This window comes from Streptomyces sp. BK208 (genome assembly GCF_004364245.1).
GTDB lineage: Bacteria > Actinomycetota > Actinomycetes > Streptomycetales > Streptomycetaceae > Streptomyces.
On sequence record NZ_SOAV01000008.1, the window covers coordinates 135,633 to 148,265 of the forward strand.

General features: G+C 74.6%; 13 protein-coding genes. 5 read left to right on the forward strand and 8 right to left on the reverse strand.

What is annotated here, in order from left to right; all coding sequences use genetic code 11:
- Window positions 1-69: 69 nt before the first annotated feature.
- Complete coding sequence (locus tag EV562_RS20850) at window positions 70-1,602, reverse strand: leucyl aminopeptidase (RefSeq protein ID WP_133888342.1); 1,533 nt, start codon at window positions 1,600-1,602, stop codon at window positions 70-72.
- A 251-nt stretch (window positions 1,603-1,853) separates the two neighbouring features.
- Here EV562_RS20850 and EV562_RS20855 point away from each other — a divergent pair, with 251 nt between their 5' ends.
- Entirely contained in the window at window positions 1,854-2,648 is a 795-nt protein-coding gene (locus EV562_RS20855) for an endo alpha-1,4 polygalactosaminidase (RefSeq protein ID WP_133888343.1), read from the forward strand.
- A gap of 31 nt (window positions 2,649-2,679) precedes the next feature.
- On the opposite strand, the gene EV562_RS20860 is transcribed toward EV562_RS20855, so the two are convergent.
- Complete coding sequence (locus tag EV562_RS20860) at window positions 2,680-3,462, reverse strand: adenosylcobinamide-GDP ribazoletransferase (protein WP_133888344.1); 783 nt, start codon at window positions 3,460-3,462, stop codon at window positions 2,680-2,682.
- Between the two features lie 60 nt (window positions 3,463-3,522).
- Between EV562_RS20860 and EV562_RS20865 the strand changes: the two genes are divergently transcribed.
- Window positions 3,523-4,263: a hypothetical protein gene (locus EV562_RS20865; protein WP_133888345.1), complete on the forward strand. Its 741-nt coding sequence runs from the start codon at window positions 3,523-3,525 to the stop codon at window positions 4,261-4,263.
- Window positions 4,264-4,471: 208 nt separating this feature from the next.
- Here EV562_RS20865 and cobT read toward each other — a convergent pair whose 3' ends face one another.
- The gene (gene cobT, locus EV562_RS20870; protein ID WP_133888346.1) at window positions 4,472-5,563 is read right to left on the reverse strand and encodes a nicotinate-nucleotide--dimethylbenzimidazole phosphoribosyltransferase; all 1,092 of its coding nucleotides are present in this window, start codon (window positions 5,561-5,563) and stop codon (window positions 4,472-4,474) included.
- Window positions 5,564-5,845: 282 nt separating this feature from the next.
- Between cobT and EV562_RS20875 the strand changes: the two genes are divergently transcribed.
- Complete coding sequence (locus EV562_RS20875; protein ID WP_243860107.1) at window positions 5,846-6,532, forward strand: class I SAM-dependent methyltransferase; 687 nt, start codon at window positions 5,846-5,848, stop codon at window positions 6,530-6,532.
- Here the strand turns inward: EV562_RS20875 and EV562_RS20880 are convergent.
- Complete coding sequence (locus EV562_RS20880; protein WP_133888348.1) at window positions 6,521-7,720, reverse strand: bifunctional adenosylcobinamide kinase/adenosylcobinamide-phosphate guanylyltransferase; 1,200 nt, start codon at window positions 7,718-7,720, stop codon at window positions 6,521-6,523. The two genes, EV562_RS20875 and EV562_RS20880, sit on opposite strands and share 12 nt — an antisense overlap.
- A 245-nt stretch (window positions 7,721-7,965) precedes the next feature.
- Here EV562_RS20880 and EV562_RS20885 point away from each other — a divergent pair, with 245 nt between their 5' ends.
- Window positions 7,966-8,214 carry a hypothetical protein gene (locus EV562_RS20885; RefSeq protein ID WP_133888349.1) on the forward strand — a complete coding sequence of 83 codons (249 nt, stop codon included), beginning with the start codon at window positions 7,966-7,968 and terminating at the stop codon, window positions 8,212-8,214.
- A 96-nt stretch (window positions 8,215-8,310) separates the two neighbouring features.
- Here EV562_RS20885 and EV562_RS20890 read toward each other — a convergent pair whose 3' ends face one another.
- Together EV562_RS20890 and EV562_RS20895 are read right to left on the reverse strand one after the other, a co-directional pair.
- Complete coding sequence (locus tag EV562_RS20890; protein ID WP_133888350.1) at window positions 8,311-9,399, reverse strand: trypsin-like peptidase domain-containing protein; 1,089 nt, start codon at window positions 9,397-9,399, stop codon at window positions 8,311-8,313.
- Between the two features lie 126 nt (window positions 9,400-9,525).
- Window positions 9,526-10,416: a LysR family transcriptional regulator gene (locus tag EV562_RS20895; protein WP_166661934.1), complete on the reverse strand. Its 891-nt coding sequence runs from the start codon at window positions 10,414-10,416 to the stop codon at window positions 9,526-9,528.
- Window positions 10,417-10,617: 201 nt separating this feature from the next.
- Here EV562_RS20895 and EV562_RS20900 point away from each other — a divergent pair, with 201 nt between their 5' ends.
- Window positions 10,618-10,962: a DoxX family protein gene (locus EV562_RS20900; RefSeq protein WP_133888352.1), complete on the forward strand. Its 345-nt coding sequence runs from the start codon at window positions 10,618-10,620 to the stop codon at window positions 10,960-10,962.
- Between the two features lie 116 nt (window positions 10,963-11,078).
- On the opposite strand, the gene EV562_RS20905 is transcribed toward EV562_RS20900, so the two are convergent.
- A complete protein-coding gene (locus EV562_RS20905; protein ID WP_133888551.1) occupies window positions 11,079-11,780 on the reverse strand; it encodes a methyltransferase domain-containing protein in 702 nt (233 codons plus the stop codon).
- Window positions 11,781-11,863: 83 nt separating this feature from the next.
- Window positions 11,864-12,502: a DUF3043 domain-containing protein gene (locus EV562_RS20910; protein ID WP_166661935.1), complete on the reverse strand. Its 639-nt coding sequence runs from the start codon at window positions 12,500-12,502 to the stop codon at window positions 11,864-11,866.
- Between the last annotated feature and the right edge of the window lie 131 nt (window positions 12,503-12,633).

The following is a 12,633-nucleotide window of genomic DNA, read 5'->3' on the forward strand; positions in this document are numbered from 1 at the left end:
ACTGCGCGACAAGCCACGACGGACCCGCAGCCGCAGTACCACCCGCACCCCCGGGCTCTCAGGCGTACGTCATCCGAGGTCGCCGAGGGCAACCCGCTCGGCGACCCGCACCAGCGTCCGCACCGCGGTACCCGTGCCGCCCTTCGGCGTGTACCCGAACGGCCCGCCCTCGTTGAAGGCCGGACCCGCGATGTCCAGGTGCGCCCAGGTGATGCCCTCGCCCACGAACTCGCGCAGGAACAGACCGGCCACCAGACCGCCGCCCATCCGCTCGCCCATGTTCGCGATGTCGGCGGTCGGCGAGTCCATGCCCTTGCGCAGGTGCTCCGGCAGCGGCATCGGCCACGCCGGCTCGCCGGACTCCTCCGCCGCCTCGTGCACCGCGGTGCGGAACGCGTCGTCGTTCGCCATGATCCCGTACGTCCGGCTGCCCAGCGCCAGCATCATCGCGCCGGTCAGGGTCGCCACGTCGATGATCGCGTCCGGCTTCTCCTGCGAGGCCGCCCACAGGGCGTCGGCGAGCACGAGCCGGCCCTCGGCGTCGGTGTTGAGCACCTCCACCGTCTTGCCGCTGTACATGCGCAGCACGTCACCCGGGCGCGTCGCGGAACCCGAGGGCATGTTCTCGGCCAGCGCCAGCCAGCCGGTCACGTTGACCTCCAGGCCGAGGCGCGCGGCGGAGACGACCGCGGCGAACACGGCGGCGGCACCGGCCATGTCGCACTTCATCGTCTCGTTGTGCCCGGCCGGCTTGAGCGAGATGCCGCCCGAGTCGTAGGTGATGCCCTTGCCGACGAAGGCCAGGGACTTCTTCGCCTTGGGCGAGGTGTACGACAGCTTCACCAGCCGCGGCCCCGACGCGGATCCGGCGCCGACGCCGAGGATGCCGCCGTAACCGCCCTTGGTGAGCGCCTTCTCGTCGAGCACCTGCACCTTGATGCCGTGCTCCTTGGCCGCGGCCTGCGCCACCGCCGCGAACGCCTCCGGGTTGAGGTCGTTCGGCGGGGTGTTGACCAGGTCGCGGGCGCGGTTCAGCTCCTCGGCGACGGCCACGGCGCGCTCGGTCGCCGCCTTGTACGCCTTGTCGCGGGGCTTGCCGCCGAGCAGCACCGCCTCCGCCAGCGGGGCCTTGCCGTTGCCCTTGGCCCCCCTGGCCTCCTTCGCGGACTCCTTGTACGCGTCGAAGGAGTACGCGCCGAGCAGCAGACCCTCGGCGACGACACCGGCGTCGGCCGCCTCGGCGAGCGGCAGGGCGAAGGCGGCCTTCTTGGCACCGGCCAGGGCACGGGCGGCCGCACCGGCGGCCCTGCGCAGCGACTCCGGGTCGAAGCCGGCGTCCTTCTCGGGCTCGGCGCCGAGACCCACCGCCACCACGACGGGCGCCTTGAAGCCGGCCGGAGCGGGCAGCTTCGTCACCTCGCCCTCGGCGCCGGAGGCACCGAGGGTCTCCAGGACGCCGGCGAGCCGGCCGTCGTACGCCTTGTCCACGGCCTCGGCGCCCGGGGCGACGGCCGGGCCGCCTGCGCCCTTGGCGACGCCGATCACGATCGCGTCGGCCCGGAGACCGGGCGCCGCGGCGGTGGAGAGAGTGAGAGCAGTCACGGTGGTGAATTCTCGCTTCCGTATGAAGTCTGGTGTGGCCGAATGCGGGTGGGTCGACCGGGCCCGACAACCGACCCTAGATCCCTCCTGCGATGCGGTCCTCGCCTGGGCAGGCGAACACTCGGCACGAGCCTACGCTCGCCCCGGGCCGCGCCCCCTCCCGCGGGCCGCGGTTTCCGCCCGGAGCCGCGGATGGGAGATCATTCCCGAGGTACGACCGCCCGCCCCGACCTCACTCTGGAGCAACGCCCGTGAGACGCCCGGTCCTGTCGACAGCCCTTCTCCTGCTGCTGCTCGCGGGCTGCGCGCCGGCGCCCGACGACGACGGTGACGACGGCGGGGCCGGCGGCCGCTGGCGGCCGACGCCGGGCACCGCCTGGCAGTGGCAGCTCAGCGGCAGACTCGACACGTCCGTCGACGTACCCGTCTACGACATCGACGGCTTCGACCACGACGAGACGGCGGTCGCGGGCCTGCACGAGGACGGACGCAAGGTGATCTGCTACGTCTCCACCGGCGCCTGGGAGGACTTCCGGCCCGACGCCGAGAAGTTCCCGGCGGCGGTGCTGGGCAAGGGCAACGGCTGGGAGGGAGAGCGGTGGCTGGACATCCGTGCGACGGACGTCCTGGAGCCGCTGATGGCCGAACGCCTCGACATGTGCCGGGAGAAGGGCTTCGACGCGGTCGAGCCGGACAACATGGACGGCTACAAGAACGAGACCGGCTTCCCACTCACCGGTGACGACCAGCTCCGCTACAACCGGCTGATCGCGAAGCTCGCCCACGACCGGGGGATGGCCGTCGGCCTGAAGAACGACCTGGACCAGATACCGGAGCTGGTGGACGACTTCGACTTCGCCGTCAACGAGCAGTGCGCCCAGTACCGGGAGTGCGCCGACAACCAGCCGTTCATCGACGCCGGCAAGGCGGTCTTCCACGTCGAGTACGAGCTGCCGACGGAACGCTTCTGCGCCGACTCCCGTGAGCTGCGGCTCAGTTCGATGCTGAAGAAGTACGAGCTGGGGGCGTGGCGCGAGGCCTGCTGAACCCCTCGGTCCCGGGCCCCGTCCTCGCGGCTCAGCCCAGGACCAGGACGACCAGCGCGGTCGTGGCCGCCGTCTCCGCCACCCCGCCGAAGACGTCGCCCGTGACGCCCCCGAAGCGGCGCACGCAGTGCCGCAGCAGCAGTTCGGCGGCCGCGACCCCGCCCACCACGGCGAGCGCCGTGCGCAGCGCGTCGTACGGGCCCAGGCACGCCCCCGCCGTCGCGCCGGCCAGGGTGACGGCAGCCGCCACGGCCCATGCCCCGCCGGCCGGGACCGCCCCGGCGACCGCGGCGCCCAGTCCCTCCGGACGGGCGGCGGGCACCCCGGCCCGGGCCGCCGCCGTGAGCGCCAGCCGGGCGGCCGTCGCCGACACCACCGCGGCGAGCGCGCCCCGCGCCCACGAGCCGTCGTAGGCCTGCGCCAGGGCGGCCACCTGGGCGAGGAGCGTGAACAGCAGGGCCAGCACGCCGAACGGTCCGATGTCCGACTGCTTCATGATCCGCAGGGCGTCCTCGGCGGGCTTGCCGCTGCCCAGTCCGTCGGCGGTGTCGGCCAGCCCGTCCAGGTGGAGTCCACGTGTGAGCAGGGCGGGTACGGCGGCCGTGGCGACCGCGGCGAGCAGACTCCCCGCGCCCAGGAACTGCAGCAACAGCCCGGTGCCCGCGGCGGCGACGCCGACGGCCAGCCCGGCCAGCGGCGCGCAGAGCATGCCGCCGCGCGCGGCGTCCCGGTCCCAGCGGGTCACCTCGACCGGGAACACGGTGAAGGTGCCGAAGGCGAAACGGAGACCGTCGGGGGAGGGGGTCCTGAGCACCGGCGCAGACTACCCGGCGGTCGGCGAGGCATTGACGGGCCCCGGGGATAAAGTGCGCATATGGGAGATTGGTGGCAGCGCAACATCATGGAACCGGGAAAGCTGCCGCTGCTCCTCGCCCTGGGCGCCTTCGTGCTGACGTTCGTGATCACCCGGGTCGTCACCCGGCTCATCAGGGCCGGCAAGGGCCCCTTCGGCAACGTCGAGACGGGCGGGGTGCACATCCACCACGTGGTTCCCGGGGTCGTGCTCACCGTCGTCGGCGGCTTCGGCGCGGTGGCGGGCGGCCGGCACGGATTCGGGTCCGCGCTCGCGGCGGTGGTCTTCGGAGTGGGCGCCGGGCTCGTACTGGACGAGTTCGCGCTGATCCTGCACCTGGACGACGTCTACTGGACCGAGGCGGGCCGCAAGAGCGTGGAGGCCGTGGTGCTCACCGCGGCCCTGGTCGGACTGGTCCTCGCCGGCTTCACGCCGTTCGGTGTCGACGGGTTGTCCCAGGACGAGATGCAGGACCGCGTGAACGTCGTCGCGACGGTCGCCGCGAACTTCCTCTTCTCCCTGCTCTCCCTGGCCAAGGGCAAGGCGCGGCTGGCCGTCTTCGGGGTCATCGTTCCCGTGATCGCCCTGGTCGGCGCGGTCCGCCTGGCCCGGCCCGGCTCCCCGTGGGCCCGCCGTTTCTACGCCCGCCGCCCCCGCGCCCGCGCGAGGGCCCGCCTGCGCGCCTACCGCCACGACCGCCGCTGGACCGGCCCCCGCCGCACCCTCCAGGACTGGATCGGCGGCCGCCCGGACCCCCACTGAGAGCGCCGCCGCGCAGTCACGAACCCCTGCCGGCCGGCCCTCCACGACTGCGGGCACTCGTGCCTCCCCCGAAGGGGGCACCCCCAGGGCGGCACAGGTGGGCGCCGGGGGTACCTCCCAGGCCGTTCAGGCACTGGGGGAGGCACCCGGTCAGCGCCGGGCCGCGCTCCCCACCCCGCACCCACGCCGGGTCACCGGGCAACGCCGTTCACTCGCCGGCTGCCACGACCTCGCCGTCGTCCCCACCCTCACCGCCGGAGACCTCGGGCAGCTCCGCCGCCAGGGACGCCGCCGCCTGCACCAGGGGCAGGGCGAGCAGTCCACCCACCCCCTCGCCCACCTTCACACCCTGCGACAGCAGCGGCTCCAGGGCCATCCGGTCGAGCGCCTTGGTCTGCCCCGGCTCCCCGCTGTCGTGCGCGGCCAGCCACCAGTCCGGCGCCCGGAAGGCGACCCGCTGCCCCACCAGCGCGCACGCGGCCGTCACCACCCCGTCCAGGATCACCGGCATCTTCCGTACCGCGCTCTGCAGCAGGAAGCCCGTCATGGCGGTGAGGTCCGCCCCGCCGACCGTGGCGAGGAGCTGCAACTGGTCGCCGAGGACGGGCCGCGCGCGGCGCAGCGCGTCGCGGATCGCCGCGCACTTGCGCATCCAGGCCAGGTCGTCGATCGGCAGCCCGCCCCGCCCGGTGACGACCGACGCGTCCGTCCCGCACAGCGCCGCGACCAGGACGCCCGCCGCCGTCGTACCGCCGACGCTCACGTCGCCGAGCACCACCAGGTCCGTGCCCGAGTCGGCCTCCTCGTCGGCCACCGCCATGCCGGCCCGGAAGGCGGCCTCCGCCTCCTCCAGGGTCAACGCGTCCTCGACGTCGATGCGTCCGCCGCCGCGCCGCACCCGGTGTCCGGCCACCTCGGCCGGCAGCGTCGCGGGATCGCAGTCCAGGGCCATGTCGACGACGCGTACGGGCACGTCCAGGCGCCTGGCGAGCACCGACACCGGCCGGCCGCCCTCCAGCACCTCGCGCACCAGCTCACCGGCGCCGCCCGCGGGCCGCGCGGAGACGTCCAGCTCGGCGACCTTGTGGTCACCGGCGAAGAGCACCACCCGGGGCCGCACGACGGGCCGGACCGGTACGGAGGACTGAGCGGCCGACAGCCACTCGCCCAGGTCGTCCAGGCGGCCCAGCGATCCGGGCGGGACGGCCTGACGCTCCCGGCGCGCCTCCGCGTCGCGACGCACCCCGCCGTCGGGGCGCTCGATCAGGTCGGTGAAGTCGTCGAGATTCAGCGAGCTCATTCGCCGAACAGTACCGGCCCCGGTCCCACCCGATTAAGGGCCCGTGGGCAGCGCGCCCGGGCTGCGTCGTTGCGCACCGGAACGCGATCACCTACGTAACGTTTTGCCAGGAATGTCGTACGCCTCGTACGCCCTTCGTACGTCCTCGTCTCGCGTCGGGAGCCGCCCGTGTCCGGACCCTCCACCCCCTCGGTGCCTCCGCTCCCCCCGGTGCCCCCCGTTCCCCCCGCTCCGACGGTGCCGCCCGTTCCCCTCGCCTCCCCGGTGCCCGCCGTCCCTCCCGTGCCTCCGTACGGGCCCTACCGGCAGGACTGCCCGTGGTGCGGCTCGCGGCGGCTGCGTGCCCGGCTGCGCGGTGACGGGCCGCGGCAGGGCGCGCCCCACCGGTCGCCGGTCGAGCGGTGCTCGGACTGCCGGCACGTCTTCCGCAACCCCCCGCTCGCGCCCGGCCCGGAGCACCCCCTGGTCCGGGCCGGGGTCCGGCTGAGACACGGTCTGGCCGCCCGCGCCGTGCTCCGCCGCTGTCCCGCGCCGGAGAGCTGGCTGGACGTCGGCACCGGGGACGCCGACTTCCCGCTGACCGCTCGCAGGCACTTTCCGTACACCTCGTTCGACGGCCTCGACCCCACCCCTCGCGTGCTGCGGGCCCGGGCCCTGGAGCGGGTGGAGGAGGCGTTCGTCGGGCGCCTGACGGACCGCCACATCACGGCCCGGCTGCGGGAGCGCTACGACGTCGTCAGCCTCTTCCAGTACCTGGAGCGCGTTCCGGACCCCCGGGCGGAGCTGCGGGCCGCGCTGGGGATGCTGCGGCCCGGCGGGCACCTGCTCGTCGACGTGGCCGACCCGCGCCGCCTGTTGCCCGTGCACCCGTTCGGACTGAACGCCGAACTCGTCGCCCGGGGCTGCACGGTCCTCACCGGCGCCCGGGCCCGCCGCGTCATCGCGCGCAAGGACGCCTCAGCCGCGTAGCACCAGCGCCTGGCCCGCCACCACAAGGTGCACCTGCTCGCACTCGCCCGCGAACGCGGCGTTCAGACGGCCGAGTTCGTCGCGGTAGCGGCGGCCGGACGCCGTGGCCGGGACGATGCCCGAGCCCACCTCGTTCGACACCGCCACCACGGTGCGCCGGGTGGCGCGGACCGCCTCCGTCAGCTCCCGCACCCGGTCCCTGAGCGCCCGTTCGCCGCCGCCGGCCCACTCCGCGTCGTCCCACGCGCCGACCGCGTCCATCGCGTCCGTCAGCCAGAGCGACAGGCAGTCGACGAGGAGGGGCGGCCCCTCGTCCTTCAGGAGCGGCACCAGGTCGCACGTCTCGACGGTGCGCCACGACCCCGGGCGCCGCTCCCGGTGCGCGCCGACCCGGGCCGCCCACTCGGTGTCGCCGCCCCGCGTGCCGCCCGTGGCCACGTAGACGACGTCCGGGAAGGACTCCAGCCGGCGCTCGGCCTCCACCGACTTGCCCGACCGGGCGCCGCCCAGGACGAGGGTGCGCCGCGGTACGTCGGGCACGTCCTCGTACGAGCCCACCGCCAGCGTCGTGCCGTCCGGTACCGCCCGCGCGCCGGCCGCCGCCAGCCGCCGCGTCAGCTCGGGACCCGGCGGCGCGTCGTGGTCCAGGTGGACGGCGACGACGTCCGTCGTCGGGCCCGCCGCGCCCACCGCGCGCAGCCTCGCGAGCGCGTCCGGCCGCCCCACGACGTCCGCGAGGACGAGGTCGTACGGTTCCGCCGGCGCCTCCAGACCTGCCGGAGCGCCGCCCGGGGGCACGTACAGGAACCGCCCGCCGTCCGGTCCCGTCACCGCGTAGCCGGTGCCCGGCGCGTCCAGTGCCACCGCCCGCACCCGGTGCCCGGTCAGCAGCGCCAGCTCCCGCCCGTCCGGCACCCGGCCCGGCTGCGGCAGCCCGGCCGGCACCTCCACGGCGGGGCCGTCGTGCGGGTGCGAGAGGAGCACCTGCCGTACGCCGGCCAGGGAGTGCCCGGCCCGGGCCGCGGCGAACGCGGCACCCGGCGTCAGGTCGAGCAGCAGCGCCCCGTCCACCAGCAGCGCGGTCGCCGCGCGCGCGTACTCGCCCTGTGCCGCGGCACAGGCCGCGCAGGGGCAGTCGGGGCGGGGCAGTCCCGCCGGGGCACCGGTGCCGAGCAGAGTGACGTCCACGCACCGATTTTCACCGGTCGCCCGGCGACGTGCGCGCCCGAGCCCCCCGAGGGCGCGCGCCGGGCCCCGTCCGTCGTCACCGCAAGCCGTGTCCGGGCCGGTCTCCGGGCCCCCCGTCCCCCGGGCCTGGCCCGGCTTGTCCCAGGGTCTTCCACGGTGCGCCCGGCTCAGCGCATAGGCTGCGGGCGGGGGCCGGACCAAGATCCGGCTTCCGCTCTGCATGTGCTCACATCTTGGAGGCGTACATGGCGGCATGGACGTGGCGGTTCGAGACGGCCGACGGGACGGAGGTCCAGCCCGCGGTGCAGCCCGAGGAGTTCACCACGCAAGGGGACGCCGAGTCCTGGATCGGGGAGCACTGGAAGGACCTTCAGGAGGGCGGGACCGACCAGGTGCGGCTCTTCGAGGACTCCACCGAGATCTACGGCCCGATGAGCCTGCACGCCGAGGAGGCGGAGGCCGAGGCGGAAGCCGAAGCCGAGTCCGAGGCCTGAGGGGTCCGGGTGCGGGCGGGGGCGGCTTCGCCCCCGTCGGCGCTCGCACCCTCGGAAGCTCGCCCCCGGGTGTTTCCCCCACCCGTGTCCGCCCCGTCACTGCTCGCCCAGCGTCACCTCGGCGGTGTGCTCCTCGCCGTCCCGGGTGTACGTGACCTTGGTCCGGTCGCCCGGCCGCATCGACGCCAGCGCCTCGGACAGCGAGGTGATGGTGGTGATGTCCGTGTCCCCGAGCCTGACGATGACGTCCCCCGACCGCAGCCCCGCCGCGTCTGCGGCCCCGCCGTCGCTCACCTCGACGACGGCCGCCCCGGCCGGCCGGTAGGAGCCGTCGACGACCGTGCGGGCGGTGATGCCCAGCGCGGCCCGGCCCGAGTCGGTGACCTTGCCGTTCTTGATGATCTGCCCGGCCACCGTCGTCACCATCGACGCCGGGATCGCGAACCCGATGCCGGGCGCCGCGCTGTCCCCGAGGCCCGGATCGGTCGCCGCCAGGGTGGGGATGCCGATCACCCGGCCGTCCAGGTTCACCAGGGCGCCCCCGCTGTTGCCCGGGTTGATGGCCGCCGACGTCTGCACCATGTTGGCGATGGTCGCGCCCGTGCCGCCCCCGCTGCTGCCCTCCGTGACGGTCCGCCCGGTCGCCGACACGATGCCCTGCGTCACGCTGGAGGACAGGCCGAGCGGCGAGCCCATCGCCAGCACGATCTGCCCGACGGCGACCTTCGCGGAGTCCCCGAAGCGGGCCGCCTTGGTCCCCTCGGGCACCCTGTCGAGCTTGATGACCGCCAGGTCCTGCTCCGGGTAGGACGAGACGAGCTTCGCGCCCAGCGCGCCCTCGTCGCGGGCGGTCGTCACCCGGAAGGACTTCTCGTCCCCGACGACGTGCGCGTTGGTGACGACGTGACCCTTCCCGTCGTACACGACCCCCGACCCCAGCGAGTCGCCTGCCTGGATCTGCACGACCGACGGCAGCACGTCCTTGATCACCCGCTCGTAGTCGGCCTGCAGATCACTGGCGGCGCGCGGCGCCGCGGCCTGCGCCGTGTCGCCCTCCCGTGCGCTCCCCGCCCCCCGGTCGGTCCCCGCCCCGGTGCCGGAACAACCGGCCGACAGCGGCAGGAGGCAGGCCAGGGCGGCGATCGGGGCGAGCAGCCGGGTCAGACGGGCGCGGGAAGTGTCCATGGCCCGAGTCTCACCGCGCCCCGGGCCCCCGGCCCCCGTTGAACCCCCGAACGGGCGCCGGGACGGCGACGGGACGGAACGGACGGGGTACGACCGTGTGCGCGCTCGGTCAGGGCAGCAGCCGGGTCACGGGAGGGACTCCGGGCCGAGCGCACGGACGAAGCCGGCGAAGGCCCGCAGCGGCGCCGGCTCGGCCGCGGTGCGCCGGACCAGCGCCCACTCGGTGGCGGGGGCGTCCGGCATCGGGAGGAACCGCACGCCGGGGTGCGTGTAGTAGCGCAGCACATGGGCGTTGAGCGGGCAGACGCCGGTCCCGGCCGCGACGTGGGTGAGGACTTCGTGGAAGGACGTCACCGGTGGGCCCGCCGGGGCGACGGGGCGCCCGAGAGGGGTCCGGGCGGGCAGCATGGCGGCGGTCCAGGACTCCGGAAGTTCCTGGCCCAGGGCGAGGACCGAGTGGTCGCCCAGATCCTCCAGGCTCGCCTCGGCCCGCCCGGCGAGGACGTGGTCCGCGCCGACCGCGAGCACCCGGCCCTCCGTCAGCACGACCGGTCCGACGGTCAGGCCCGGTTCCCGCACCGGCAGCCACAGCAGTGCCGCGTCGGTCCTCCCCTGTCTCAGCGCGGTGAACGGATCGCTGAAGTGCACCTCCCGGAAGTCCACCCGGCAGCCCGGGTGGCGGGCGGTGAAGCGGGACACCAGGGGCGCGAGTTCGTGGCCGAGTGCGCCCATGACGCCGACGGTGAGTGTGCCCTCGACCCGTCCGGCGACGGCGGTGGCCTCCGCCAGCGCCCGCTGGATGCCGTCGTACCCGACCCGCAGCTCCCGTGCCAGGCGTTCACCGAGCGGCGTGAGCCGCACCGACCGGCTGCTGCGGACGAAGAGCGGGCCCCCGATGCGGCGTTCCTGCGCCTTGATGGCCTGGCTGACCCGGGCCTGGGACACGTACAGGCGGGTCGCGGTCCGCCCGAAGTGCAGTTCCTCCGCGAGCGTCAGGAAGATCTCGATGTCCCGCATCTCCACGCGCGCGCCCCCGGCCTCGGTCCTCGGGCCCCGGCGTCAGGGCCTCGCCCGCGTCCACCGTCGATAACCCACGTGTGATCGATTCTTCCAAAAGCAGACGTTGATGGTCCAGGACGCCCGGAACAGACTTCCGACTGCCGCCACGTCGGCACACCGATCCGCCTCGTCCACTCGCACCGCCCGGGAGCCGCACCGATGTCCGTCACCGCCACCGTCCTCACCGTGCTCACCGCCGTGTGGGTGGGCTTCTCCGGCGTCTCGCTGCTGCGACGCGCGCCGTTCGTCGTCGATCCGCTGGTGTCCTACGAAGTGCCCCGGTCCTGGTGGACCCCGCTCGCGGTCGCCAAAGTGCTCGGGGCGGCGGGGCTGCTGGCCGGCCTGGCCGTGCCGGCCGTCGGGGTGGTCGCGGCCGTGGGCCTGATCCTGTACTTCGTCGGGGCCGTCGTCACCGTCCTGCGCGCCCGCTCCTACAAGACCGTCGCCTTCCCGGTCCTGTACCTGGCACCCGTCGCCGCCACCCTGGCCGTCGCCTTCGCCTAGACGGTCCTGCCCCCGGGGGGCGTTCCGCGGGCTCTCCGCCCGCGGGCGCGCCGGGAAGGGCCGGCCGGTTCCGCACGACGCACCGGACCCCGCTCGGGTCGGCCCGGGCCGGCTTCCTAGCCCCGTACCCCGCACAGGTGCAGCAGGGCCGCGACCGCGCGGTACGGGTCGGTCCGGCCGGCCCGCTCCTCGGCGGCCAGCAGGGCCTCCAGGTCGTCCGGGGCCGGGGCGCCGTCGGGCGCCGTGTCCGTGAAGACCCGGACGCCGTACCAGGTGTGCAGCGGGGCGCCGATGCCCGCGAGCCTCGCCGTCAGCGTCGACAGCCGGTCCGCACGGACGTCGAGGCCCAGGCGGTTGCGGTAGTTCGTGGTGTCGAAGGCGGCCAGCGCGCCCGTCCAGTCGCCGTGCAGGCCGGGGCGCATCGCCAGCGCGTCGCCGTTGCGCACCACGAGCGACAGCAGGCCGCCGGGCGCGAGCATCCGGGCCAGCCCCGCGAGCAGCGGATCGGGCTCCTCGACGTACATGAGCACGCCGTGGCAGAGCACGACGTCGAAGCTGCCCGGCAGGAAGTGCACGCCGGTGTCCCGGCCGTCCCCCTCGACGATGCGCATCCGCTCCCTGATGCCCTCCGGCTGCCCGGCCAGGGCGTCGCGCGCGGTGGCGATCATCGTGGGGTCCCGCTCCACGCCGGTCACCTGGTGCCCGGCCCGAGCCAGCCGCAGCGCCTGGGTGCCCTGGCCCATGCCGACGTCGAGCACGCGCAGCCGCCTGCCCACGGCGAAGCGCCCGGCTATCTGCTCGTCCAGCTGCCGGGCCACCATCTCCTGCCGTACGACGTTGCGAAGCCCGGACAGTCCCGCTGTCCAGGCCTCGGCCGCGCCCCCGGCGAACGGTGTGGTGCTCAGGGCCGCTCCCCGCGCTTGACCTGCGGCTTCGGCAGCCGGAGCCGACGCATCTGGAGCGAACGCATCAGCGCGTAGGCGACCGCGCCCCGCCTGCGCTCGTCCGGGAAGCGCTCGGCGAGCCGCTTCTTCAGCCGGAAGCCGCTGACGATCGAGTCCAGCACGATCAGCACGATGACGACGAGCCACAGCAGCAGCGCGACGTTCTGCAACGAGGCCACCCGGACCATGCTCAGCACGAGGATGATCACGGCCATCGGCAGGAAGTACTCGGCGATGTTGAACCGCGAGTCGATGAAGTCGCGCGCGAACTTGCGGACCGGGCCCTTGTCGCGGGCCGGCAGGTACCGCTCGTCGCCCTTCGCCAGCGCCTCGCGCTGCCGGGCCATCGCGGTGCGCCGCTCCTCGCGCTGCCGCTTGGCGGCGTCCTTGCGCGTGGTCGGCGTATGGGCGACGCTGCGGCGCTGGGACTGGGCCGCACTGCGCTTGGGCGTCGGCCTTCCCTTGGGGGCCTGCGGGTCACGGGGCTGCTTGGAGTCGGTCACCTGCGCACTGACGGCGCTCGGGGCCTTCTCATCCTTGGCACGGCTACGGAACACAAAACCCAAGGGTACGGGGTGCCGGGGTGTGGACCCCAGCCCGGCGGGGAACGATCCGGCAACGCCGGACGTCTGTAAGGGGACAGAGCGGAAGTACGGAGCGGATGGTGCGCACAGTCCCGGACACCGGGACTTTCCGGACAACCCCGGGGATCACCTACTCCCTGCGC

What these genes read in the sequence shown, in the direction of transcription:
- EV562_RS20865 (WP_133888345.1), top strand. Translation starts at nt 3,523, where the DNA reads ATGGGAGATTGGTGGCAGCGCAACATCATGGAACCGGGAAAGCTGCCG.
- cobT (WP_133888346.1), bottom strand. Translation starts at nt 5,563, where the DNA reads ATGAGCTCGCTGAATCTCGACGACTTCACCGACCTGATCGAGCGCCCC.
- EV562_RS20885 (WP_133888349.1), top strand. Translation starts at nt 7,966, where the DNA reads ATGGCGGCATGGACGTGGCGGTTCGAGACGGCCGACGGGACGGAGGTC.
- EV562_RS20890 (WP_133888350.1), bottom strand. Translation starts at nt 9,399, where the DNA reads ATGGACACTTCCCGCGCCCGTCTGACCCGGCTGCTCGCCCCGATCGCC.
- EV562_RS20895 (WP_166661934.1), bottom strand. Translation starts at nt 10,416, where the DNA reads ATGCGGGACATCGAGATCTTCCTGACGCTCGCGGAGGAACTGCACTTC.
- EV562_RS20900 (WP_133888352.1), top strand. Translation starts at nt 10,618, where the DNA reads ATGTCCGTCACCGCCACCGTCCTCACCGTGCTCACCGCCGTGTGGGTG.